Here is a 24,619-nt window from a genome sequence, read left to right on the forward strand (position 1 = left end):
TGCTCTCATACGAGATTTTAAAAATCGGCAGGTAAATAACACTTACCCTTAAAGTAGCTAACTTAATTAAAGTTTGGCACACAAAGTGACCGTGATACGCCGGGGAAATCGTCATTAAAGCTATGCGCAACCTCCTGTTATACTGCTTATGTCAAATGCTGATGTTAGTGGCTGTCAGTCAGCCAACACCACGCTATTTTGACCATCCGGGGCTATCGGCTGGCCTCCAGGAGGAGCATATCTGGAGTATTTATCAGGACAAAGAGGGCTTTATGTGGTTTGCTTCCTTCACATCAGGGCTCATTCGGTATGATGGCAATGATTATCTGTTTTTCAGGCATCAGCCTGAGGATTCCACTTCTATCAGTGACAATTGGGTCACGTGCATGTTTGAGGATTCCAAAGGCCAATTTTGGGTCGGCACCAGAAATGGAGGCCTGAACCTGTTCGATCGGGCCACAGGTGCTTTTTACCACTTCCAATCAAACCAACAACTCCCTAACCGCATTAGCCACAACCTCATCCGTGATATTGTGGAAGATGAATCAGGTGCACTGTGGATTGGTACCGATCGGGGACTAAATCGCTTGGAGTATTCTGGTAAGCCCCACGATCCGGGTGATTTCAAGCACTATTACCATCACGAAGAAGACCCTCAAAGCCTGAGCAACAACAGCATTACGGATCTCCTCATTGACAGTAAGGGACGGTTTTGGGCAGGCACCTATGGCGGGCTGAATCAGCTAGAGCGCAACGGAACCTTTATCAGGTATATCAATAATCCGCTGGATGACCAGAGCCTCTCGCACAACATTGTAAGAAAAATAAGAGAAGACGGGAAGGGGCGCTTGTGGATAGGCACTTTTGGAAATGGCCTTAACCTTCTGGATGGTAAAACCGACCGTTTCAAGCGATTCGTAACCACCCCGAATGAGGGAAGCATCCCATCGGGCCTCATTTGGGACCTGGCCATTGACAGTCTGGATAATTTATGGATATGTACGGAAGATAAAGGACTGGTCTACTTCGATGTGCAGAAGGGCTCCTTCGAGTCTTTTATGAATGACATCACCAACCAACGCAGCATCAGTTCAAATCAGGTTTTTTCAGCTTTCATAAGTAGAGAAAATGACATATGGGTAGGTACCTGGGGTGGCGGTATCAACCTGATCAATGGAAACCGTAAACCTTTTATTGTCTATTCGCCTTCTGCGCGAAAAGGGACCATCAGTCACAGGAAAGTCACCTCCCTGTCTGAAAGGCGTGATGGGCACATACTAGTGGGCACGGAGGGCGGAGGACTCAATCTCTATGATCCCGATACCGAACAATTCACCACGTTTAAGCACATTCCCGGTAATGCCAACACCATCCGAAGCAATGAAATTCTGACCCTTTTAGAGGATAACAGGGGATTTGTATGGGTGGGTACCCGTGGCGCAGGCATTAGTGTACTTCATGCTGACTTAAAGCGTATTTATAAACATTTTGATCACTCATCTGCGAGAACCGGCGGACTGGCTTCTCATACCATCCGGGATATTGCACAGGATGCCAGCGATAACATCTGGATTGCCACAGATGGAGGACTCAATTTACTGAAGGCCAACAGTCATGACCTGGAGACATTCCTGCCGGGTACCTATACCACATGCATTTTTCCATATAACCAGGACACTTTGCTTTTAGGAACAAGAGCGGGGGCCTATTTTTTCAGCATCGCCAGACAGGAGGCATCGCCTGTGGGTGCCCTCACCGATGATCAGGATCCGCTCCATGGACAATGGATATCCCGAATTTTCAGAGATTCCATCCAAAATCTATGGATAGGTGCACATCAACTGTATTTGTACCAGCCAAATACCCATCAATTAAAAGCGTACCATGCGGGGGCAACTGGCTATGCAGAAGATAATGCGGGACATTTCTGGCTGGCTTCAGAGCATGGGTTAACGAAGCTGGATATCCATTCCGGTAATTCATCTCATTACAATGAGGCCGATGAATTACCTACCAACCACCTGAGCCAATGTATCAAAATGCGCAATGGAGAAATCCTTGTAGGCGGGCTCAACGGATTGATCCGGTTTGATCCGGGAAAGATAAAAACCAATTTGAAAGTACCTAAGGTAATACTCAATCAGTTTTACCTCTTCAACCAGCCTGCCAAAGTAAAGACCTCCGATTCAGAGGCGTTAGTGGATATTTCGCGTGCCGATGACGTCATTCTCACTCATCGGCAACCCGTTTTTTCCATTGCATTCAGTGCGTTACAATTTGCACACGCTTCGGAGTGCACGTATGCGTATAAGCTGGATGGTTTTGATGATGACTGGATTATAACCCAGAGTGAAAGAAGGATCGCCACTTACACCAACCTGGATCCGGGAGATTATACCTTCTATGTAAAAGCCACCAACAATGATGGAATCTGGAGTGAAACGGCCACCTCCATTCCCATTCGTGTGATCCCTCCACCCTGGAAAACCTGGTGGGCCTATACCATTTATATCGTACTCGCATCACTGGCAGGCCTTCTTATACGCAATCATGAAATGCAGCGAATCAGAGACCGGCACCGGCTTGAAATCAATGCGTTGGAAACCCAAAAACTCAGGGAGTTGGACGAACTGAAATCCCGACTCTTTGCCAATATTTCTCATGAATTCAGAACTCCCCTTACCCTGATACTTGGTCCCCTGCAGCAGGCCATCAAAACACTGGAACCGAGCGATCCCAATAAGGAGGAACTATCCATTGCCATCAAAAATGCACGCAGACTGCAGGAGTTGATCAATCAAATTTTGGATCTTTCCAAACTGGATCAGGGTAAAATGACCCTGCAGGTGGTCAAAGAAGACATCATTGACTTTCTCCAACCGCGGGTACTCTCTTTTTCTTCTCTGGCAGAAAGAAAGGGACTTACTTACCAAACCGAGTGGCCGGAAGGTACGCTCCCAATGTATTTCGATCCTGATAAAATCGAAAAGATCGTCAACAACCTCATCTCCAACAGCATAAAATTCACCTCTCAGGGTCAGATCATTGTTAGCTGTACTGTGGAGGACAATTGGCTGATGATACGGGTAAAGGACAGTGGAATCGGGATTGCCCCAGAGTTTCAAAGTCAAATTTTTGAACGTTTTTTCCAAATTGGGCCCTCACATTTCACGCCGGAGGCGGGAAGTGGCATAGGTTTGTCCCTGACCAAAGAGCTCGTAGAACTCAGTCATGGAACGATATCCTGCCATAGTCAGGAGGGCCTGGGAACTGAGTTTGTCGTGAAGTTACCTTGCGATGACATATGGTATCAGCACAATCAGCACTTGGAGCGTCCAATTCCTGACCTACCCGAATTTCCCGTCAGTGACGATCAAACATTTGAACAACTTCCTGCAGAGAAAAAAGATCAGAAAACCACTGTATTGGTCATTGAAGACAACGAGGTTTTAAGAAAGTTTATCGTCCGACAACTGAACCACCCCAGCCCCGACTATTTTATTCTGGAAGCCTCTGATGGTCAAATGGGATTTGAAAAAGCACTTCAGGAGATTCCAGACATTGTGATCATGGACTGGATGATGCCCGGATACACTGGCATTGAGCTTTGCGAAAAAATAAAACAGAATGAAATCACCTCGCACATCCCGATAATCATGCTCACCGCCAAAGCTGACCAGGAGAGCCGCATTCAGGGGTTGGAAAAAGGAGCAGATGCCTATTTAGCCAAACCATTTGATCAACAAGAACTCTCAGCCACCATCAGGAACCTGCTCACCCAAAGAGAGAAATTAAGAGAAAAGTTCGGGAAATACCTCATTAAAGTAGCGCCGGTACATGACGAATCTGTTGATGACAAGTTCATACAAAAGATCAGGAACCTCATCGAAGAAAATCTGAGTGATTCTACGCTCAATGTACAGTCACTGAGTCATGAGCTGGGCATGAGCAGGTCGCAGTTATTCAGGAAGATTAAAGCAATCACGGGACTTTCGCCCAATCAATTTCTCAGGGTTTACAGACTGGAAAAAGCCCATCTGCTCCTCAGCGGAAAGCATGGAAACGTCTCCGAAATCGCCTACAGAACCGGATTCGACAACCTCTCCTACTTTACCAAATCTTTCTTTAAGCACTTCAACAAGCTACCTTCAGATTTCCATCCAAAAAGAAATTCATAGTCATTTCTGATCATTTTCCCATCCCGCAACAAATGTGTCAGAGATTGCACCATTTGAGCTAATGGCTTTATTGCAGCCGGTCTACCTTCGATTTGGATTATCGCTGATCAACGTAAGCAGCGCCAGTCCCAACACTAAATGAACCATGAAAACATTCCGCTTATCTCTCATTTTACTTGCCCTGACAGTTGGATCTGCCCGGGCAGACTCAGGGGACTCCTGTGCCGAAGCTGTTAACATTAACCAGGGCACCCATGAAGCACCTAAGGCGCCTTACTGGTATCAGTTTACAATGCCTGAAACGGGTAAAGGCCTGATGATTTCGTCCGTTGGCCTGACGACCACTGATACTTACCTGAAAGTATATGATGCTTGTAACGGGAATCTACTGGCAACGAGTGATGACTATACTTATGGTCAGAGTCAGGTTATCATATATAGCCTATCCAAAGACGATGTGGTGTACATTGAATGGGCAGATAATTATTCTGCTGCTGGATTTAGGTGGAAACTGGAACTCATAGAAGTCTCTCCGGGTGATGACTGCACCCTGCCGGTTACTGCCTATGAAGGCACTAATGTAATCCCTGAAAATGCGGGTACCCATTTTTGGTATGAATTTACTATGCCACGCTCGGATGCTAAAATGACGGTAAGTACAAGTGCCAATACCTATATTCAACTTTTCACCAACACTTGTTCGGAGCTTATAGAATTGAATTCCGGAACAGCCGAGCTCACCGTGTATGATGTTTCTGAAGGTGAGTCAATCTTCATCAGGTGGGAACTCTATGAGGGTGGTAATTTTCCATGGAACCTTTTAGTGGAAGATGTCATCCCAGGGGAAAGTTGCTCCTCTCCCCTCCTGGCAACAGTTGGTAATAACATCTACCAAGGAGAAACTTTGACCACCTATTGGTATGAGTACACCATGCCTTCTGCTGATTCTAAAATGGTGATCAGTACCCATGTGGAATCGTATGTAAGTGTTTATAGAGGAGTCGATTGTTTGATTCCCAACATTATCAACAGCGGATATATGAACCTGTCAGTAACTGATATTCTCCAGGGAGAGACCGTACGTATATTCTGGCAGGTATATGATAACGTGCAGCTTAGCTGGACCTTAGACATTCAGGAGTTGGAACCCGGGGAGCTTTGTACTACGGCTGTGACGGCCTTGGAAGGCACCAACACTGTCTCGGCGGTCCCTTATTACTGGTATGAATTCACTATGCCCGCTGAAAATTCCAAAATCGTCATTACATCAGAAGGCAATGCAGGTGTCTATGCGTTTTCCAATGACTGCTCCAATGCTGAATACCTTAATTCAGGGTACGGTGGACTAATCCTCCTCGAAGTGTCTGCTGGAGAAAAAATGCTCTTGCTGTGGGATAACTATGATGCGATTCAGTTTGACTGGCAACTTAGTGTAGAACAAATCGCACCGGGAGACAACTGTCAACATCCTCATGAAATCTCCGCAGGTACCCATGAGTTTACCCATTCCCCCCACTGGTACGTCTACACTGTACCGGAAGCCGACAAAGAAATTGTTATCACCTCTGTCGGGTACACTTCTGAAGACACATACCTGGTGGTACTCACTGAATGCAACGGCTCTATCATTCAGCAAAGTGACGATTTTGAAGACACTCAGCAAAGTCAGCTTTCACTCACCAATTTTGATGCGGGTGATAACATCTATATTCTCTGGTCAGATTATTATACACGCAATGGTTTTTCCTGGAACCTCTCTCTCCATGACATTGCCAAAATCTCACTATCCAACCCTACGTTGACACAAACAGTTGCTAAGGGCGAAGCGGGCTCAATCAGCCTGGATATTTCCAACCCTGGCAAAGCCGACCTGGATTACCATATTGGTCAGTCACTTGGCCTGAGCTTTACTGATAATGAAGACATGGTCTACATCCCCTCCAATACCAGTTTTAATGCCAGCAGCGGCATTACGGTGTCCCTGTGGCTTTACCTCATCGAAGACCTCAATTGCAATAGCTACAACAACTTCAGATATCTTTTTTCAAAAGGCTCATCTGTCATCCCTTACGAAGGCTATCACGTCATTGTAGAGGAAGACCGTACGCTCACATGGAGCCTGGGAACAACCGACGGAGTACTCAGGTACCATGCTGAAACGCCAATAAATATAGGAGAATGGGTCTTCCTGTCTTTTACCTATTCTGCTGCCTCATCTGAAGCCAAAATATACCTGAACGGCGAGGAACTAACCGGAGCCTACTGGACCCATGACTGGCCAGTCTGGGGTGGAGGAATCCTCTCAACGGATGAGCCACTGCTCTTTAATTATGCGACTTACGAACCATGCAGTTTTGGGTACGGACACCTGCCTTCCTACATGGATGATTTCAGCTTATGGAACAAGGCACTTACGCAAGAACAAATCCGGCAGACTATGCTCCATCAGGTTTCGGTAACTGCACCCAATCTGGTGAGCTACTGGGATTTTGAGGAAATAGAGGATGGAATGATTCCTGACAAAACGAACGCCCAGAATCATGGATATGCCTATGGTCTTGATTATGTCACAGGTGCTCCGGTCAATGGCTGGCTATCATTTACGCCCGCCAATGGCTCCATAGCCGCCGGGTCATCCGCCAGGATCAACCTCACTGCAGATGCAACAGATCTTGACCAGAAAAACTACACCGCTCAGATGACTGTACTCAGCAACGATCCTAAGCATCCCGCTGTGAAAATCCCCATTACGTTGAAAGTAACTGCCCCACTGGGGATCAATAAAGATGCGCTGACATACACCCTGGAGCAAAACTATCCTAACCCTGTCACCACTGAAACCATCATTGGGTACCATCTTCCTACAAATGCTCAAATCAACCTGACAGTGTACAATTTACAAGGGCAACGGATCGTCACGCTGAAAGACGGGTATCAGACCGCAGGAAGGTATAGGATCACATGGACAGGGCTGGACGCGCTAAATGAATCGGTTCCAAACGGAATGTACTTCTATCGCCTGGTGGTGTTACTGCCAGATGGCCATCAGACTTCTGCAATCAAGAGAATGATCATTTCAAGATAACCGCGTAGCCAAGCGTCCAAGTCTCCCATGAAAAAAATGCTCCGAATGATCCTGGTGATCGGCACGTTCTGTCAATGTCCAACCATGGTTGCGCAGGACTTGCTGGTCACCCAATCCGGGGATTCTATCAACTGTAGAATCCTCGAAATACAGCCGGAGCGAATTGATTTTATAGTCAAAAAACACACCAGAGGTGTGCCTACCTATTTACCTCGGGAGAGAGTTATGACCTTTGCCATTGGCTTTTATGATCGACGAAACCCCATCGGTACGAACAGGATTGATTCTGCAAAAGTCTATTTCATCGAAACTAACCATGGAAACGTATTAATCGGAAATATCCTCCAAAGAACGGGTGAAACGATCCTTATGCACACAGATGAATTGGGAGACATCACTATAAAATTGACCCAGATAGATAAAGTAAAAGAACTGGACCCTGCCGGCTACCGTAACGCCGCTCACCAGTGGTTTGACTACCTGGAGTCCAGCAGGTATTTTTACGGGCCTACAGGTTATGGATTAAAAAAAGGGGACGCTTATTATCAAAACGTCTGGGTGCTCTTCAATCAGTTCACCATGGGCTTCACCGATCATTTTTCGGCGGGCATTGGTACGGTCCCACTGTTCCTGTTTGAAGGTTCGGCTACCCCATTATGGTTTACTCCAAAATTTTCAATTCCCATAGTAGAAAATAGTTTCAACCTCGGCGCTGGAGCCATGATAGGAAGTGTGATAGGTGGTGACTTTGATTTTGGAGTTGGCTATGGAATGGCCACGCTGGGTGACCGGGATGCTAATATCAGCTTCGGACTGGGATACGGATACCAGGGAGAAACCGAAAGCCAATGGAACAGTCGCCCCACGTTCAGCGTGAGTGCCATGGTGCGGACTGGAAAAAAGGGCTATTTCATTACCGAAAATTACATTTTTGATGCCGTTGGGCTCCTGACTATCGGTGGCCGTCGGATCATCAGGTCAGTTACCCTTGATTTTGGGCTTGTGATGCCTGTGGGAGATGGTGGATTCGTGGGGGTGCCCTGGCTTGGACTGGTCATACCCATCACTACCACCTGGGGTAAAAATTAGCTCAATGTAAATTCCCCGATGAGCGGCTTCTGACCAGGGTAAGCAGCTTCCAGTTCTGAGGCAGTCAGCATTCTGAAGTCCTTGAAATCAAACCCCGGATTGACCATGCATCCCATGAGCACATAACTATCAGGTGCTGAAACCTCACTGGCAAAAATCGACCGGGCAGGTAGTAGTAATTGCGGCCTTTCACCTGCCTCCAGATTCAGCCCGAGCAGGTGCTGGGTGTAGGCGCCATGATCGAGCACGTGTACCCTGGCGCCGCTGCCCGCATGGAAATACCATAGTTCATCCGAACTCAGCTGATGAAAATGTGACTTATCAGCCCCCTCCAGCAAGAAGTAAATACTGGTAGAGAGGTTTCTGGTACCACCACCTCCCATGATCTGAATGGTGCTTGGGTTTCGGTAAACTTCCTTATAATATCCGCCCTCCGGATGTGGCTCCAACCCAAGTTTGTCGATCCAATATTGTGCATTCATTTGATTCAAAAAAGTTTGGCTGCCATGACCACCTCTCGTTTCACTTTGTAAAACTCCTTATGGATGTTAAATACCTTCCCGTTTTCAGGAGTAATGGGCACAAAAGAGCCGTCCTCTTTCATCTCATAGCCATTGATATTGTCTTTGAGGTTATAACACAGGAGGTTGATGGCCTGCTGCTTCAGGAGTTCATCTTTGATCAAAAACAAAGACTCCAACCTCCGCTCAAAAGAACGAACCATCATATCAGCACTCCCGGAATACACCAACGGATCGCCCTGATTGTGGAAATAGAAAATCCTGCTATGCTCCAGGTACTCACCTACAATGGACCTGACTGTGATGTTCTCACTCAGTCCCTCACGGCCGGGCCGCAGGCAGCAGATACCCCTCACAATCAGATGAATAGGCACCCCGGCCCTGGATGCCGCATACAGGGCCATGATGGTATCGATATCCTGTAGTGAGTTGATTTTGATGACGATGCCCGAAGGAAGTCCATTCCTGGCATTGTTCTCCTCTTGCTGAATGAGTTCGATCAGGCGTGAGCGCATCTCGCGTGGTGCCGTGATCAGGTTATCGTATCTATCGGGTACGGAGTGTCCAGTAATTACATTGAAAAACTCCTGTACATCATTGGCGTAGCCCTCATCTGAGGTCATCAGCCCGATATCTGTGTAAAGCCTGGCAGTGTCCTCATTGTAGTTGCCACTGGACATGTGGACAAAGCGCTTAACCTTCTCTCCTTCCCTACGGACAATGAGTAACAACTTGGTGTGGGTCTTGAGCATGCCTACACCATAAATAACAAAGCAGCCCGCCTTCTGTAAGCGCTGGGCCTCCTTCATGTTGTTTTCTTCGTCAAACCGTGCCTTCACCTCAAAAAGCACCGACACGTGCTTGCCATTCTCGGCTGCATTGAGCAATGCGGACACCACTCTGGAATTTTTAGCCAATCGATAGATCGTCAGCTTGATCGACAGAACGTTGGGGTCCTCTGCGGCCTGATCCAACAGGTCCATCAGGGGGTCTATGCTATTGTATGGATGATGCAGCAAGATGTCACGGTCCTTGAGAATCTTGAACATATCCGGATGCTCATACTCAGACATGCTGAGGGGGGGCACCGGCTTGGGCATGTCAGGCCTGAAGTCTCTGAAGTCTTCATGTTTGACAATCTGCCATAACCCCGTATAATCCATCAAAGCACCTTTGGGGACTTCTATAATGTTATCCTCATCTATCTCGTATTTCGTTCTAAGCTGCTTAATCAGCCACTTGTCATATTCTCCCTCTACCTCCAGCTTTACCACGCGACCGGTCTTACGGGTTTTGAGCTTCTTTTTCATCTCCTCGATGAAGTTAGCCTCTACGTCCTCCGACTCCTCCAGGGTGAAATCTCCATTTCTGGTAACCCTGAACAAAGTAGATGAAGTGATCTCTACATTCTTAAATACCTCGCTGATGTGCTGCCGTACCACCTCCTCTATAGGCACAAAAATCATCTTATCCTTCCGCTCCATCTCATAGAACCTAGGCAGGTTTTGAGGGATTTGAATGAAGGACATTTTACGTTTTTCCTTGGTATCCTGGGTCTTGGTGACCACCCCAAACACCAGGATGTTGTTCATCAAAATAGGAAAAGAGTGATACGAATCGTAAACCATGGGCGTAAGCATGGGGAATACGATTTTCTCAAAGTAATTCGTTACACGCTCCTTTTCTCGCTTCTGTAAACTCTCATAGCCGAGGATCTGAAAACGATGGTTATTGAACTCAGGCCTTAGGTTGTTGATGAAATGATCATTCTGAACCCGAGTGAATTCCTGAAAATCATGAAGCAGCTTACGCTTGAATGGCACCGCCCTCAAGCCCGAGTAATCCACGCGATCCTTGCCATAGTCCAGATAATTATACAAACTACCCACCCGAATCATGAAAAACTCATCGGCGTTGGATGCCGTGATGGCCACGAATTTGAGCTTATCAAAGAGGTTTCGTCCCTCCTTCATGGACTGAGCCAAAACGCGGTAATTGAAATGTAACCAGCTCAGGTCCCTGCTGATGAGGTCACTTTGCTGTATCAGATGATCGTATTTTTCTATCATTTAGATATATCCTTCTCCATAGTGAAAGGCGTCAGGCCTTTAGATCCCCAAAATACAATAGTCTGAAAGGAAATCACAAATTAATTGCCCGATGAGACCAAGAATAGTTTGGGGAAAATCAGAGCCATGGCTCACGCAAACAACGAGAAAAACGTAAAACGCGAAACTCTGTTGCCGATTGATAGAGCAATCAGAACCTTTTCACCTGATTCCTCATATCCAGGACACGGAATGGTTTGGAACGACACCACATCATAAAAAATCCCCGGCGGCCGGCCGGGGATTTTCAAAATTCAATACCTGAGAATTTTTAGCTTTATAACAAACCGTTCGTTTTTCTAACTGCATCGGCACTTTCTGCCAGTTTGGCCTTTTCTGCAGCGTCCAGTTCTATCTCCACGATCTGCTCAATTCCGTTCTTGCCAATGATGGCCGGGGCACCTATGCAGATGTCGCTCAGGCCATATTCGCCTTCCAGCATGCAAGAGCAAGGGAACATCTTTTTGGTGTCGCAAGCAATGGCCTGTACCATGGCTGAAACCGCCGCTCCCGGAGCATACCAGGCCGAGGTTCCTAATAATTTTGTCAGGGTAGCTCCTCCCACTTTGGTCTCTTCGCTCACAGTCTCCAGTTTCTCAGCACTCAAAAACGCTGAAACCGGCACGCTATTTCTGGTAGCCAGACGAGTCAAAGGAATCATCCCTGTGTCGCTGTGTCCACCGATGACCATACCATCCACATCAGAAGCCGGGCAATCCAACGCCTCAGCCAATCTGTACTTGAACCTCGCCGAGTCGAGCGCACCGCCCATTCCGATGATTCTGTTTTTAGGAAGACCTGTAGCCTTGTGTGCCAGATAGGTCATGGTGTCCATTGGGTTTGAAACCACAATGATGATCACGTTGGGAGAGTGCTTGATGAGGCTTTCGGCCACAAACTTCACAATTCCGGCATTGGTAGAGATGAGCTCTTCACGTGTCATTCCTGGCTTTCTTGGAATACCAGAGGTAATCACCGCCACATCACTATTTGCTGTTTTTGTGTAATCGTTGGTGGTACCGGTAATTTTGGTATCAAAACTATTCAGAGAAGCAGTTTGCATCAAATCCATGGCCTTGCCTTCCGCAAAACCTTCTTTGATATCGATGAGGACTACCTCAGAAGCAAAATCTTTAATGGCAATGTATTCTGCGCAACTTGCACCTACTGCGCCTGCACCTACAACGGTTACTTTCATGATGTATGGGATTTTATCTTTGAAACTTTTCTGTGCTCAAAACTACTATCCAAAGGGCGAATCGCAAAGCTTTGAGGATTAAAGCTTCATGTCCGAATAAACCGTGCCCAGATCAAAAAATCCGAGGGAAGCTTTATAGGTTTTGAACAGGTTGTTCATGTACTCATTGTACATTTCGGCAAAGGCCGACATAATCTTGGCCCTGACCTCTGTATGGTTGTTCATTACCTCCATCAGGTTGGCTTTGGGGATCACATAGATCTCACACTCATTGGTCAATACGATTGCCGTGTAGATCCGTTTGGTGCTTTTCAGCACCGCATTGTCGCCAAACAACTTTCCGCTACGAAGAGTCAGCAGTCTTTCAAACCCTTCCTTGATGTCAAGATTTAAGGAAACAATCCCTCTCTTGACAATGTACACCGCCTGACTGGGGTCTCCGGTGAAGAAAACCACTTCATTCTCATGGTATTTTCTCAGGTATAGATAAGGTAAGAAATAGGAAAGCTCGTCATCAGTGAGGGACTCGAAAAGCCGGTTTTTCCTCAAAAAATTGAACATGACAATGTCAGTATCCGAATACTTCCTTTTGAAAAACCTAAGCATGGCGCAACACTTCTAGTTTTAACATTCGGGCGGTTTTAGAGGTGATTTTAAATCGATTGTCTATCCTATGCCCCACTATCCAGGCGATTCGACCATCGGATTCCAATACAAGAACCTCTTTTTTCAATGTTACGGGAATTTTAGAATCAATCATAAAATCACTTACCTTTTTTTTGCCCTCCATGCCCAATGGGTAAAAGACATCTCCCTGCTCCCATCGGCGCAGTTTCAGGGGAAAAGTAAGTTCATCAGGATCAAAAAATGCGGTGGTGGCCGGATTATGATTCGGAAGCTCATTGCCGCTTAAGTAACTCAGATGAACTTCGCAAGGCCCCGCACTCACTGCCCCTTCATCCTTCGGCACAAGTATTTCTACACACTCAGTAGCCTCTTCCTTACTGGTGATGTACAACTGCCCCCTGTCCAGGTTGATTTCATAAGTGGATGAATAAAATAGTTTCCCTGGCAGTCCGCTCATGATGGCCCCCGACAAATCCCTGGCATCAGCAAAACCAAAACCATAGGGCTTGATCAATTCTGCGAGCATAACCAGATGGTCCGGGTGGCCCTGATACCATTCCACATTGAGCAGCAGTCGACCTTCCTTTTCCACTGCCTGTCTGTGCTCCACAGCTTGCTGTAGCAGCCGCGCGGTGCCTTGTAGTCGCAGCAGGGTGTCATGAAAAGTGGCCTCCAGCGCCGGGTTGATTTTTTTCAAAAGCGGAACCACCTCGTTCCTGATGAGGTTTCGTTGGTAGTCATTTTTCTGATTGGACACATCCTCCCGCCAGGTGATTTGCTCACTTCGCGCATATTTATACACCTCCTCTTTGGTAGCGAACAGTAAAGGCCGGATCAATCGATCACCCTTCAAGGCAATACCGGTGAGCCCGTGAATTCCCGTCCCTTTGGTGAGATTCAGCAAAACCGTTTCCAGATTATCATTGGCATTGTGCGCAGTGGCTACCTTGGTGAATCCCTGTTCGTCACACAGTCGGTCAAAGAAAGTATAGCGCTCATTTCGTGCCACCATTTGGATAGACTCCTTTGCATAATAAATACCGGGAGCCACCCGATGGAGGTAAAAAGGAACCTCATGGGCCTGACACCAGTCTCGTACCAAAGCCTCATCCGCATCAGAATCCTCACCCCGCAGGTGATAGTTAACATGAGCCACCCCCATGCGAAAACCCGACTTCAGCATTAAGTGGGCCAGCACCATAGAATCTACTCCCCCACTCACGGCGATCAGCACTTTATCTCCCCGAGTGATCAGGGCATTTTCTTTAATTAATGTTAAAAAGGACTGATACATAATTTCGCAACCCCAGCTATCGTTTAGAGTTATTAGCTTTGCACGCTCATGTTTAAGATACTGCAATATTATATATTCCTTGTCATCATTTTATGCCTCTCCACCTCAGTTCAGGCCCAAAAAGGTGAGCGCATCAAGTACAAGGCTGAGGAGTTGGAGTATGGAAAAAAGAAGGATGAGAGCTACCGAAAACTGACCGGAGATGTAGTATTCACCCAAAAGAGCACCACGGTCTACTGTGATACCTCCTATTTCTACAAGAAGCGTAACGTAATGGAGGCCACCGGACACGTGAAAATCGTGGATGACTCCACCACCATTACCTCCAGTCAACTGGTTTATGAGGGCGATGAACGCATGGCCAAGCTCCGGCAAAATGTTGTCTACCTCCGTGGCGAACGTGAACTCTACACTGATTTTCTCGACTATGACCTGGAAGGTGAGATCGCCCACTACTTCAACAAAGGCAAGCTCATAGACACTACCAATGTGCTTACCAGCGAAATTGGGTACTATTTTGCGAAAGATGAGTTTGCACAGTTCTACAAAAACGTGGTGCTCACTTCCCCTGACTTTGTACTCAAAACAGACACCCTGCGCTACAACACCCTTACCAAAGTGGCCTATACCTATGGGCCTACCCAGATCACTTCCGAGGATGGAACCGTTCTGCATGCAAAGGGTGGAGAATTCAGAACCGTGGTGGATGAATCGGATTTTGTAAAAGGAAGCATCGAAACCCGGGATTACTACCTGGAGGGGGATGAACTCTATTTTGATGATGGCGAGAAATACTACAAAGCCGTATTTAATGTGAAAATGACCGCTAAGGATGAAGACGTAATCATCACCGGAGACGAAGGCTACTATGATCGTCGCAATGGAATCAGCAAAGTATATGGGCGGCCACTCATGAAAAGGATACTCGATGCAGACACCCTCTATCTGGCAGCAGACACCCTGGTGGCCATAGAAAGCAAGTACGATTCTGCCAAGAGAATATTGGCTTACAAGAATGTCAAAATCTATAAGGAAGGCCTGCAGGGTATCGCCGATTCTATGGCCTACTTCAATGAGGATTCGGTGATCTTTTTCTATGGAGACCCAGTCATGTGGAACAATCAGAATCAGATCACCGCAGACACCATCAACCTGGAAATCTCCGAAGATGAGATGAGACGAATGAATCTCCTTTCCGATGCCTTTCTGGTCTCCGAGGATTCTATAGAAAACTATAACCAGATCAAAGGGCGAAACATGATCGCCCACTTCGTGGACAACCAGATAGACCGGATCGACGTGAACGGGAATGGCGAAATTCTCTATTTCGCACTAGAAGAGGGTGACTCAGTACTTATGGGGATGAACAAGATTTTTTGTGCCTCCATGCAAATCCGATTTAAAGAACAGAAACTCTCCAGCTTTTCTGTTTACACCAATCCTGAGGCACAGTTTATCCCTCCGCATGAACTTACCGAGGAGATGCAGTACCTGGCCAATTTCGCCTGGCGTGAGACTGAGCGACCGACACTTTTCGAGATCGCTCCTTACCTCAATCCGGATTATGAATTTATCCCTGATGAAGTGAAACCTGATGACACAGGAGGCATCAACCTACCCGCACCAAACATTCCAACCACAGAATCTCAAAACAAAACATACACCCCTGCTCAAAATACTAAACCGAAAACTACCCCCGTTAGGTCTATGAACCCAACCAGTAATTCCGGTATAAATACACCCACATCCGCCCAACCCAATAACATCAGGAAAAGCATTAATAAACCAAATAAAAATCTAAAAGCAGTGGATGATGATGGCTCTTTTCAATAGACCATCTAAATCCATTAAGTTTGCGTCCAATTTGAGAAAATGAGGAGACTATCAGGGAACATATTATTGATTTTACTATTGGTGGCAAGTGTCTCTTGTACCAAATTCAGGAAAATACAGAAGAGTGGCGACTGGAAGGTGAAGTATGCTGCAGCGCTTGACTATTACGAAAACAAGGACTATTTCCGATCCAACACCTTGTTGGAAGAAATCCTCCCGATCATTCGCGGTACAGAAGAAGCAGAATACGCCAATTTTATTTACGGATATACCTTCTACTATCAGAAACAGTTTATTCTGAGTGCGCACTACTTCAAGTTATTCACCGAGATTTATGCCCGAAGTGAATACGTAGAAGAAGCCGCGTACATGGCGGCCAATTCACTATACATGCAGTCTCCGCAGGCAAGCCTGGACCAGACCAGCACTTATGAGGCGCTCACATCGCTCCAAAATTTCTTAAATAAGTACCCCTTTTCTGAGTATGCAGACGAGGCGGATCAGCACATCAATACGCTGCAGGTGAAACTGGAGAAAAAGGCCTACGAAAATGCCAAACTTTATCATCAGCTGAGACGTTATAAAGCAGCACTGATCGCTTTTGATAACTTTCAGTATGACTATCCTGACTCAAAATATAATGAAGAGCTGGCCTTTTTGGCGATTGAAACGGCACACGAACTGGCAGGTGTGAGTATCAAATCCAAGCAGGAAGAGCGATACAAAAAAGTAGTGGAGTTGTATCAGAAATTTGTTGACAAATTTCCCAACAGTAAATTCCTTAAAGAAGCAGAGGAATATTATGGGGATAGCATTGAACAATTGACTATCTTTGCCGATCAAAATAATCAGAATCCTTAAGAAAATGGCTACAAACGCATCTATAATTACAAGAGATAACGAGAAAATAGCTGAGCCTACGGGCAATATTTACGAATCCATTGCCGTGATAGGCAAGCGGGCAAGACAAATCTCTGCCCAGCAGAAAGAAGAATTGAACTCAAAATTGGCTGAGTTTGCCTCTTCTGTGGACAATTTGGAAGAAATTTTCGAAAACAGAGAGCAAATAGAAATCTCTAAATTCTACGAGCGCATGCCCAAGCCTACTTCCGTGGCTGTAGAAGAATTCATGGAAGGAAAGATCTCTTACAGAAGTATTGATCCGGAAGAAGCTTAATTGACCAGCAATGCTGGAAGGAAAAAAAGTACTCTTAGCGGTTTGTGGCTCTATAGCAGCCTATAAAGCCGCTTTTTTTGTGCGCTTGCTCGTCAAGTCAGGAGCCGAAGTGAAGGTGATCATGACCGAAAGTGCCAAAGATTTCATCACACCGCTTACTCTGGCCACCCTATCCAAGCACCCGGTACTCTCCAGTTTTTATCAAAATGAAAACGGTGAATGGCATAATCATGTGGAGCTGGGCTTATGGGCTGACCTGATGATTGTGGCACCCATCAGTGCTAATACTTTGTCGAAAATGGCCAATGGAGCCAGTGACAACCTCCTCACCGCCGTGTACCTCTCTGCCAGATGCCCGGTGATGGTATGCCCGGCCATGGACCTGGACATGTACCAGCACCCTGCTACCAGGCGAAACCTAAAAACCCTTGCCGACTATGGCAATATCATCATAGATGCAGAGTCCGGAGAGTTGGCAAGTGGCCTCACCGGAGAAGGACGGATGGCCGAGCCGGAGCACATACTGGAAAGAGTGAAATCTTTCTTCCATCAAACACAGTCTTTCGTAGGAAAGAAGGTCATGATGACCTCAGGTCCTACCCACGAGTCCATCGATCCGGTGCGGTTTATCGGTAACCACTCCACTGGCAAGATGGGCAAGGCCATCGCCCTGGAGCTGGCCAACAGAGGCGCCGAAGTTGAATTCATCTCCGGTCCGGCAGCACATGCTCCACATCACCCACTTATCAAGGTGACCAAAGTAACCTCTGCAGAGGAGATGTTTGAAGCGGCAAAAGCCTACTTCGAACTGAGCGATATCGGTATTTTCACGGCCGCAGTAGCCGACTACAGGCCAAAAGAAATGGCCACTTCCAAGCTCAAGAAAAAAGAACAGGCACTCAACATCACCCTGGTACCTAATCCCGACATTGCCAGTCAGCTCGGAGCTATGAAGAAAAAGCACCAGTTTACGGTTGGCTTTGCACTGGAAACAGATGAAGAGCAGGTGAATGCCAGGAAAAAACTGGAAAGCAAAAACCTGGATGTGATTGTTTTGAATTCTTTGAATCATGAAGGGGCAGGTTTTGCTCATGACACCAATAAAGTATCTATCTTCGATAGACATAATAAAGAACAACATTTTGAGTTGAAAAGTAAGGTTGAAGTTGCCAAAGATCTGGTAGACTTTATTGAACAATCACTCAATGGCTAGACTCCTCGTTTTTATTCTTTTCATTGGCACACTCAGTACCACTGCACAGGAACTCAACTGTCGGGTGGTAGTGAATGCCCAGCAGATTCAAACCACTGAAAGGAATATTTTCAGTGACATGGAGACCTCCTTCACCCAGTTTCTGAACAACCGAAAATGGACCGATGATGAGTTCAGTTCAGAAGAGCGCATCAATTGCAACATCATTCTCACCATGGACCCGAATGAGTCCACGCCCAGCGCCGGCCGGTGGGGTGCCTCCGTGCAGATACTTTCCTCCAGACCGGTGTATAATGCCAGCTATGAAACCGTGGTATTTAATTTCGCCGATCGCGACTGGCAATTTGAATATGTGCAGTCTCAGCCTCTGCAGTTCAATGAAAACTCATTTACCAGCAACATCACCTCGCTTCTCGCCTATTATGCCTACACCATCATTGGCATGGACTACGATTCGTTTTCGGAGCTTGGAGGTACCCGGTACTTTCAAATCGCCAACCAGATCGTCTCCAATGCACAAAATTCCAACTACTCCGGATGGACACAGTTCAATAGTGTGCGAAACCGCTACTGGTTAAGTGAAAACCTAATGGGTAGTAATTTTGAGCCGCTCCGAAAGGCAGTTTACGAATATCATCTGAAGGGCCTTGATGTATTTCAGGAAGACCCCGAAGCGGCCAGAAATAACATTCTGAACGGACTGAAATACATTCAGACGGCCAATAGGTCCAGGCCCAGGTCCATCCTGACGATTACCTTTCTGGATGCCAAAGCTGAAGAACTCTCCCAGATCTTCAAAGATGGAAATCCAACTCAAAAAAAGGAGTCCTATGAAATCCTGTCCAAGTTAGATCCCAGCAAATCGGACACCTTCAAAAAAATCATAGAGTAATGGCGAAGCGACTGGTCAGAGTTTTACCCGAAAAAATCGCTGATTACTTTCAGGGAGGGCAATACTTCAGTTTCGTTTCGCATGATGCCACCGTCACCCTTGCCACCCCACTCGGCTTAAAATCGGACACCTTAAAAGTGAAGAATACTAAGGGTCATATATTACATTTGCCTTTGGCTCAGCTGGATGAAATCTGGGCTGAAGAAAAGGCTGAATAATAAATGATCCGATCTCTTTCCATTAAAAATTACGCACTTATTCAACGCCTGGAGATGTCCCCTTCTCCAAATCTCAACATTATTACGGGCGAAACGGGTGCAGGAAAATCCATTATGCTTGGGGCCGTGGGCTTGCTGTTGGGTAACCGGGCCGACACCAAAGCACTCTTCAGTGAAGATGAAAAATGTGTGGTGGAAGGCGTATTTGATATTAAGAATTACGAACTCAAAGCACTCTTTGAAGCCGCCGACCTGGACTTTGAATCCGAGTGCATTATCAGAAGAGAAATCAGCCCGTCTGGCAAATCACGCGCTTTCATCAATGATACACCCGTGACCCTGGACGTGCTCAAAAGCCTGGGCGTTCACCTGATGGATATCCACTCTCAGCACGAGTCATTGCAGTTGGGAAACAACGAATACCAGCTGGAAATACTGGACATCTACGCTGCTCATCAGGAGCTCATCAGTCAGTACCAAAAAGCCTATACAGAGTTTAAATCCGCTGAAAAGACCTACTCCAGACTGGTCAACAAGGCTCAGGAAAGCGCCAAAGACACCGACTATAAGCAGTTTTTATACAATGAGCTGGTAGAGGCACAACTCTCACAGGGAGAACTGGAGCTATTGGAAGAGGAGCTGGAGATCCTCGAGAATGCTGAGGAAATCAAAGTCAACCTGGGGCAGCTCAATCAGCTCATGGACGAGTCTGAAATATCCCTGATCAATCAGCTTCAGGAAGGCCTCCCACTGCTTTCTTCCATCAAGGGCTTTTCCAGAAGACTGGAAGAACTCTTCGAGAGGCTGAACAGCGCAAGCATAGAACTGCAGGATATTGCCCGTGAAATCGCCAACGAACAGGATCGTGTGGAGCTCGATCCTGAAAGACTCCAGGTCGTCAAAGAACGAATCGATCTGCTCTTCAGACTCCAGCAAAAGCACCACACCAATGAGATCGCCGAACTCATTACCATCAGAGACGAGCTCAGCGCCGCACTTGAAGAAGTGTTAAACATTGATTCGGAAATTAAAAAGGCAAAAAAAGCACTTGATGAGTCTCAGAAAGCCATGCTATTGTCGGGCAAAGCACTCACAGCAAGCAGGCAAAAACATGCTCAGCCATTTGCGGAAGCCATCAAAGCACTAATCACCAAGCTAGGTATAGAAAACGGCAATATTTCCATCCAAATCACTCCGTCAGAACCCAACATCAATGGACTGGATTTGGTAGAGCTCCTGTTCTCTGCCAATAAAGGGGTGCAACCACGTGAACTGAAAAATGTAGCCTCAGGTGGTGAGTTTTCCAGACTGATCTTTGCCGTCAAGTATCTTTTGGCGGACAAAACAGCCATGCCGACCATTATTTTTGATGAAATAGATACAGGGGTATCTGGTGAAATCGCCCTCCAAATGGTCAGCATGATGAAGCAAATGGCCCGGAACCATCAGGTGGTATCCATCAGTCACTTGCCCCAGTTTGCCGCAGGTGGAGATGCCCACTACTTTGTCTACAAAGACCACTCCTCTGACAAGTCTGTGAGTAAAATCAAAAAACTTCATGAAGAGGAGCGAATATTGGCCATCGCCCAAATGATTGGTGGTGAAAAACCCGGGGCCAGTGCCATGCAAAGTGCCAAAGAATTGCTGAACCCGGTCTCCTAAACCATTCACCGGAATCTCCAGCCTGATGCCGGAGTATTTACATTGGCAGTACAGGTTATTTACCCTATTTTTGAGCACTGAAAAAAAACCAATAAACAATGGCCAATAATTTATTACAAGGAAAAAGAGGAATCATATCAGGAGCACTAGACGAAAACTCTATCGCCTGGCATGTGGCTGAGCGGGCGCACGAAGAAGGTGCCACTTTTACATTGACCAATGCACCCATCGCCATGCGAATGGGCGCCATCAATCAACTGGCAGAGAAAACCGGAAGTGAAATTATTCCTGCAGATGCTACCTCTGTGGAAGAGCTGGAAAACCTCTTTACTAAATCTCAGGAAATCCTTGGCGGAAAAATAGATTTCGTACTGCACTCCATAGGCATGTCTCCCAACATTCGTAAGGGAAGATCTTATGGCGATCTTAATTACGACTGGTACCAGAAATCACTGGACGTATCTGCCTTGTCATTTCATAAGATGATGGCTGTAGCCGAAAAGCAGGACGCACTGAGTGAGTGGGGTTCTGTTGTAGGCCTTTCCTATATCGCAGCGCAGCGCACTTACCCCTTCTACACCGACATGGCAGATGCCAAAGCGGTATTGGAGTCCATTGCCAGAGGTTATGGCTACAGGTTGGGGAAAGCCAAAAAAGTACGTGTCAACACCATCTCTCAGTCTCCTACTAAAACCACCGCCGGATCAGGTATTGGTGGATTTGATAGTTTCTTTGACTTTGCTGATAAGATGTCTCCACTGGGCAACGCCCTGGCCGGAGATTGTGCCAACTATTGTATCTTCTTATTCTCTGACCTCAGCAAAATGATCACCATGCAGAACCTTTACCACGATGGAGGATACTCCAATACTGGTATCTCTGAGGAGATCATCGAGCAGATGGGAAAATAAAACCATAAGATTAAGTTGAAAGTGAGCGTTGTTGATCAACACTTACTTTCAACTTTTCTATTCTACTACTCCTCTATTAAATGCTCTCTTTCCCCAACGCCAAAATCAATCTGGGTCTGAATATCGTCTCCAGGAGACCCGATGGCTATCATGACCTGGAAAGTTGCTTCTACCCTATCCCCTGGTGTGATGCGCTGGAAGTACTTCCAGCTGAAAAATTAACCTTTACTTCTACCGGCCTTGATATACCCGGCACTCCGGAATCGAACCTATGTCTTCGTGCATATGATCTCCTTCAAAAAACTTACGATCTTCCGGGAGCGCACATACACCTGCATAAAGTAATCCCAATGGGTGCAGGACTGGGTGGTGGCTCAGCAGATGGGGCTTTTACACTGAAGATGCTCAATGAATTATTTGATTTGGGACTTGACGTACCGACACTACAAAACCTGGCAGGCCAGCTTGGCAGCGATTGTCCCTTTTTTATTGAAAATAAACCGGTTTTGGCTACAGGCACCGGCACTGTCTTTCGTGAGGTAGCTTTGGACCTTTCGGGAAAACACATCGCCATCAAACACCCTCACATTCACGTGAGCACCCAGAAGGCCTATAGCCTTATCAAACCCAGTGCTCCCGACTATTCGATTGAAAATACCTTAAAAGAGCCAATCTCCCAATGGAGAAACGCGCTTAAAAATGATTTTGAAGCGTCAGTTTTCGGCCAATTTCCTGAGATTCAGCAAATCAAGGAGGAATTGTATGCATCCGGAGCTCTGTATGCCGCTATGAGCGGCTCGGGCTCGGCTGTTTTCGGGCTCTTTGAGCAGGAAATCTCGCTGGAGGGGTATGTAACGTTCTCGCTATAATAGGACGGTGTGCAGGCAAACATCAGCCTTTAGGTAGATTCATTCAGAGACCAGCGGTACTCCTCGTAATGACGTCACTTAACCGTCATTAACGTTACTTTTGTATCTTCTTTTCGGGTTTCTTTACGATACAGACACGAGCTACAAGAATACCCCTTACATTTTCATTAGGAATATTGCCAGGCTTGTCTACCTAAAGCGTAAATGAGAGCATTTTTCTCAAAAAGGGAACACTCCAAAAAATGGCCCTTACGTCCCTTAATAGGCATTTTTTCTGACCACCCCATTCATAGCTATCAATGACTTCATCCATAGCTATCAATTGTCTCATTCATAGCTATGAATGGACGGGTTCATGACTATGAAAGAAGGGCCAAATGGCTGTTCTCATTTTGAGAAAATATGATGGAAATTAGGTGAGTGGCAAACACCCGTCCCCTTCGTGCTTCGGTGCTCCCTATGGTCGCACCTCGCAATGACGAACTAAGATCAAAACAGGGTCATTGCGAGCAAAGCGAAGCAATCTGACGCATAAAAGGCGGGACAGGGTTAGCCAATTCATAGACTTCCATCAGAAATAAAAACTGGTTATTTTTCCTTCAGGATTTAATGGCGATTATGGTAAAAGGTGGCTGCATATACATCATGACCAATGGGAACAATACGACCTTATATGTTGGTGTGACCTCAAACCTGATCAATCGCATCTATGAGCACAAGAACCATAAATACCCCAGAAGCTTTACAGCACGCTATAACCTGCATAAGCTGGTTTACTATGAGTCATTCCCAACCATTGTGGAAGCCATTGACCGGGAAAAACAAATCAAAGGAGGATCCCGAAAAAAGAAAATGGACCTCATATCCTCGCAAAACCCGGAATGGATTGATCTCTACCCTAATATTCTTGAATGGTAGATTAAAACCTGTTCTAAGTAAACCCAAGGGCAAATGTATCAGAGGATTGCTTCGGAGACCTGCGGTACTCCTCGCAATGACGCAATACACCGTACCGTCATTGCGAATTCCGATGCAATCGGGATGAAGCAATCTGACGTGCCATTACCCAAGAAACACGCCATGATAATCATGTAAAAGATCTGAAAATCATCGGTACAGTCAGTAAAACGAACTGCAAACAAAAGCACTTCGATGGATTGCTTCGGTGCTCCCTATGGTCGCACCTCACAATGACGAACTAAAGAGCAAAACAGCGTCATTGCGAGCAAAGCGAAGCAATCTGACGCATAAAAGGCGGGACAGGGTTAGCTAATTCATAGACTTCCATCAGAAAAAAAACTGGTTATTTTTCCTTCAGGATTTCAAAAGGGAGAATGGTAAAAGGTGGCCAAAGGTACTGCGGAGGATTGCTTCGGAGACCTGCGGTACTCCTCGCAATGACGTTACGAATCCCAAACGCCTACTGAACCTTCACTGCGGTACCACTGGCACTCACCATGAGCATACCAGAGTCGCGCCCCACGGTCTCGTAATCCAGGTCCACACCAACAACTGCATTGGCTCCCATAGACTGAGCACGCTCCTGCATCTCAGACACAGCTATGTCTTTAGCCTCACGTAGAGCCTTTTCATAAGCGCCAGACCTGCCACCCACCACATCCGTGATGGCTGCAAAGAAGTCTTTGAAAATGTTCGCACCTATAATGGCTTCACCGGTCACCAACCCGTAATACTCGGTGATCTGCTTTCCTTCGATGTTAGGAGTCGTCACTGTAAGCATATC

19 protein-coding genes are annotated in these 24,619 nt (G+C 46.4%); 13 read left to right on the plus strand and 6 right to left on the minus strand.

Annotated features, from left to right (window positions below; all coding sequences use genetic code 11):
* Positions 1-155: 155 nt before the first annotated feature.
* The 3 genes from RIH33_RS01675 to RIH33_RS01685 all read left to right on the plus strand — a co-directional run bounded on the left by RIH33_RS01675 (position 156) and on the right by RIH33_RS01685 (position 8,352).
* Positions 156-4,178 (plus strand): two-component regulator propeller domain-containing protein, encoded by a 4,023-nt coding sequence (locus tag RIH33_RS01675; protein WP_406654686.1) that lies wholly within the window; start codon positions 156-158, stop codon positions 4,176-4,178.
* A 145-nt stretch (positions 4,179-4,323) separates the two neighbouring features.
* Positions 4,324-7,263, plus strand: coding sequence for a LamG-like jellyroll fold domain-containing protein (locus RIH33_RS01680; RefSeq protein ID WP_406654687.1), 2,940 nt, complete (start codon positions 4,324-4,326; stop codon positions 7,261-7,263).
* Positions 7,264-7,290: 27 nt separating this feature from the next.
* Positions 7,291-8,352 carry a hypothetical protein gene (locus RIH33_RS01685; RefSeq protein WP_406654688.1) on the plus strand — a complete coding sequence of 354 codons (1,062 nt, stop codon included), beginning with the start codon at positions 7,291-7,293 and terminating at the stop codon, positions 8,350-8,352.
* Here RIH33_RS01685 and RIH33_RS01690 read toward each other — a convergent pair.
* The 5 genes from RIH33_RS01690 to tilS all read right to left on the minus strand — a co-directional run bounded on the left by RIH33_RS01690 (position 8,349) and on the right by tilS (position 14,100).
* Complete coding sequence (locus RIH33_RS01690) at positions 8,349-8,834, minus strand: cupin domain-containing protein (protein ID WP_406654689.1); 486 nt, start codon at positions 8,832-8,834, stop codon at positions 8,349-8,351. The two genes, RIH33_RS01685 and RIH33_RS01690, sit on opposite strands and share 4 nt — an antisense overlap.
* Positions 8,835-8,839: 5 nt before the next feature.
* The gene (gene ppk1 / locus RIH33_RS01695) at positions 8,840-10,942 is read right to left on the minus strand and encodes a polyphosphate kinase 1 (RefSeq protein ID WP_406654690.1); all 2,103 of its coding nucleotides are present in this window, start codon (positions 10,940-10,942) and stop codon (positions 8,840-8,842) included.
* Between the two features lie 316 nt (positions 10,943-11,258).
* Positions 11,259-12,179, minus strand: a complete 921-nt coding sequence (gene mdh / locus RIH33_RS01700) for a malate dehydrogenase (protein ID WP_406654691.1) — start codon at positions 12,177-12,179, stop codon at positions 11,259-11,261.
* Between the two features lie 78 nt (positions 12,180-12,257).
* Entirely contained in the window at positions 12,258-12,785 is a 528-nt protein-coding gene (locus RIH33_RS01705; protein WP_406654693.1) for a Crp/Fnr family transcriptional regulator, read from the minus strand.
* The gene (tilS, locus tag RIH33_RS01710; RefSeq protein WP_406654694.1) at positions 12,778-14,100 is read right to left on the minus strand and encodes a tRNA lysidine(34) synthetase TilS; all 1,323 of its coding nucleotides are present in this window, start codon (positions 14,098-14,100) and stop codon (positions 12,778-12,780) included. Before tilS ends, RIH33_RS01705 begins: the two co-directional genes overlap by 8 nt.
* 48 nt (positions 14,101-14,148) lie before the next feature.
* On the opposite strand from tilS, the gene RIH33_RS01715 reads away from it, so the two are divergent.
* The 10 genes from RIH33_RS01715 to RIH33_RS01760 all read left to right on the plus strand — a co-directional run bounded on the left by RIH33_RS01715 (position 14,149) and on the right by RIH33_RS01760 (position 23,793).
* Entirely contained in the window at positions 14,149-15,933 is a 1,785-nt protein-coding gene (locus RIH33_RS01715) for an OstA-like protein (protein ID WP_406654695.1), read from the plus strand.
* A gap of 39 nt (positions 15,934-15,972) precedes the next feature.
* On the plus strand, positions 15,973-16,794 hold the full coding sequence (locus tag RIH33_RS01720; protein WP_406654696.1) for an outer membrane protein assembly factor BamD: 822 nt from the start codon (positions 15,973-15,975) through the stop codon (positions 16,792-16,794).
* A 4-nt stretch (positions 16,795-16,798) separates the two neighbouring features.
* A complete protein-coding gene (locus RIH33_RS01725) occupies positions 16,799-17,110 on the plus strand; it encodes a DNA-directed RNA polymerase subunit omega (protein ID WP_159584604.1) in 312 nt (103 codons plus the stop codon).
* Positions 17,111-17,120: 10 nt separating this feature from the next.
* A complete protein-coding gene (gene coaBC / locus RIH33_RS01730; RefSeq protein WP_406654697.1) occupies positions 17,121-18,323 on the plus strand; it encodes a bifunctional phosphopantothenoylcysteine decarboxylase/phosphopantothenate--cysteine ligase CoaBC in 1,203 nt (400 codons plus the stop codon).
* Positions 18,316-19,215 carry a DUF4835 family protein gene (locus tag RIH33_RS01735; protein WP_406654698.1) on the plus strand — a complete coding sequence of 300 codons (900 nt, stop codon included), beginning with the start codon at positions 18,316-18,318 and terminating at the stop codon, positions 19,213-19,215. Before coaBC ends, RIH33_RS01735 begins: the two co-directional genes overlap by 8 nt.
* Complete coding sequence (locus RIH33_RS01740; RefSeq protein WP_406654699.1) at positions 19,215-19,433, plus strand: hypothetical protein; 219 nt, start codon at positions 19,215-19,217, stop codon at positions 19,431-19,433. The genes RIH33_RS01735 and RIH33_RS01740 overlap by 1 nt, the downstream gene beginning before the upstream one ends.
* A gap of 3 nt (positions 19,434-19,436) precedes the next feature.
* Complete coding sequence (recN, locus tag RIH33_RS01745; protein ID WP_406654700.1) at positions 19,437-21,095, plus strand: DNA repair protein RecN; 1,659 nt, start codon at positions 19,437-19,439, stop codon at positions 21,093-21,095.
* Between the two features lie 98 nt (positions 21,096-21,193).
* On the plus strand, positions 21,194-22,006 hold the full coding sequence (locus RIH33_RS01750) for an enoyl-ACP reductase (RefSeq protein ID WP_395415874.1): 813 nt from the start codon (positions 21,194-21,196) through the stop codon (positions 22,004-22,006).
* An 80-nt stretch (positions 22,007-22,086) separates the two neighbouring features.
* Positions 22,087-22,875 (plus strand): 4-(cytidine 5'-diphospho)-2-C-methyl-D-erythritol kinase, encoded by a 789-nt coding sequence (ispE, locus tag RIH33_RS01755; RefSeq protein ID WP_406654701.1) that lies wholly within the window; start codon positions 22,087-22,089, stop codon positions 22,873-22,875.
* A gap of 609 nt (positions 22,876-23,484) precedes the next feature.
* On the plus strand, positions 23,485-23,793 hold the full coding sequence (locus RIH33_RS01760; protein ID WP_406658528.1) for a GIY-YIG nuclease family protein: 309 nt from the start codon (positions 23,485-23,487) through the stop codon (positions 23,791-23,793).
* 502 nt (positions 23,794-24,295) lie between these two features.
* Here the strand turns inward: RIH33_RS01760 and RIH33_RS01765 are convergent.
* The gene (locus RIH33_RS01765) at positions 24,296-24,616 is read right to left on the minus strand and encodes a heavy metal-binding domain-containing protein (RefSeq protein ID WP_406654703.1); all 321 of its coding nucleotides are present in this window, start codon (positions 24,614-24,616) and stop codon (positions 24,296-24,298) included.
* Between the last annotated feature and the right edge of the window lie 3 nt (positions 24,617-24,619).

The organism is Marinoscillum sp. (genome assembly GCF_040222955.1).
Taxonomy (GTDB): domain Bacteria; phylum Bacteroidota; class Bacteroidia; order Cytophagales; family Cyclobacteriaceae; genus Marinoscillum.

Excerpts from the sequence above, each read along its gene's own strand:
- RIH33_RS01760 (WP_406658528.1), top strand. The coding sequence starts at position 23,485 with ATGGCGATTATGGTAAAAGGTGGCTGCATATACATCATGACCAATGGG.
- RIH33_RS01740 (WP_406654699.1), top strand. The coding sequence starts at position 19,215 with ATGGCGAAGCGACTGGTCAGAGTTTTACCCGAAAAAATCGCTGATTAC.
- RIH33_RS01750 (WP_395415874.1), top strand. The coding sequence starts at position 21,194 with ATGGCCAATAATTTATTACAAGGAAAAAGAGGAATCATATCAGGAGCA.
- RIH33_RS01675 (WP_406654686.1), top strand. The coding sequence starts at position 156 with ATGCTGATGTTAGTGGCTGTCAGTCAGCCAACACCACGCTATTTTGAC.
- RIH33_RS01735 (WP_406654698.1), top strand. The coding sequence starts at position 18,316 with ATGGCTAGACTCCTCGTTTTTATTCTTTTCATTGGCACACTCAGTACC.
- RIH33_RS01720 (WP_406654696.1), top strand. The coding sequence starts at position 15,973 with ATGAGGAGACTATCAGGGAACATATTATTGATTTTACTATTGGTGGCA.
- mdh (WP_406654691.1), bottom strand. The coding sequence starts at position 12,179 with ATGAAAGTAACCGTTGTAGGTGCAGGCGCAGTAGGTGCAAGTTGCGCA.
- ppk1 (WP_406654690.1), bottom strand. The coding sequence starts at position 10,942 with ATGATAGAAAAATACGATCATCTGATACAGCAAAGTGACCTCATCAGC.
- RIH33_RS01725 (WP_159584604.1), top strand. The coding sequence starts at position 16,799 with ATGGCTACAAACGCATCTATAATTACAAGAGATAACGAGAAAATAGCT.
- RIH33_RS01690 (WP_406654689.1), bottom strand. The coding sequence starts at position 8,834 with ATGAATGCACAATATTGGATCGACAAACTTGGGTTGGAGCCACATCCG.
- RIH33_RS01705 (WP_406654693.1), bottom strand. The coding sequence starts at position 12,785 with ATGCTTAGGTTTTTCAAAAGGAAGTATTCGGATACTGACATTGTCATG.
- RIH33_RS01680 (WP_406654687.1), top strand. The coding sequence starts at position 4,324 with ATGAAAACATTCCGCTTATCTCTCATTTTACTTGCCCTGACAGTTGGA.
- RIH33_RS01765 (WP_406654703.1), bottom strand. The coding sequence starts at position 24,616 with ATGCTTACAGTGACGACTCCTAACATCGAAGGAAAGCAGATCACCGAG.
- RIH33_RS01715 (WP_406654695.1), top strand. The coding sequence starts at position 14,149 with ATGTTTAAGATACTGCAATATTATATATTCCTTGTCATCATTTTATGC.
- coaBC (WP_406654697.1), top strand. The coding sequence starts at position 17,121 with ATGCTGGAAGGAAAAAAAGTACTCTTAGCGGTTTGTGGCTCTATAGCA.
- recN (WP_406654700.1), top strand. The coding sequence starts at position 19,437 with ATGATCCGATCTCTTTCCATTAAAAATTACGCACTTATTCAACGCCTG.
- RIH33_RS01685 (WP_406654688.1), top strand. The coding sequence starts at position 7,291 with ATGAAAAAAATGCTCCGAATGATCCTGGTGATCGGCACGTTCTGTCAA.
- tilS (WP_406654694.1), bottom strand. The coding sequence starts at position 14,100 with ATGTATCAGTCCTTTTTAACATTAATTAAAGAAAATGCCCTGATCACT.
- ispE (WP_406654701.1), top strand. The coding sequence starts at position 22,087 with ATGCTCTCTTTCCCCAACGCCAAAATCAATCTGGGTCTGAATATCGTC.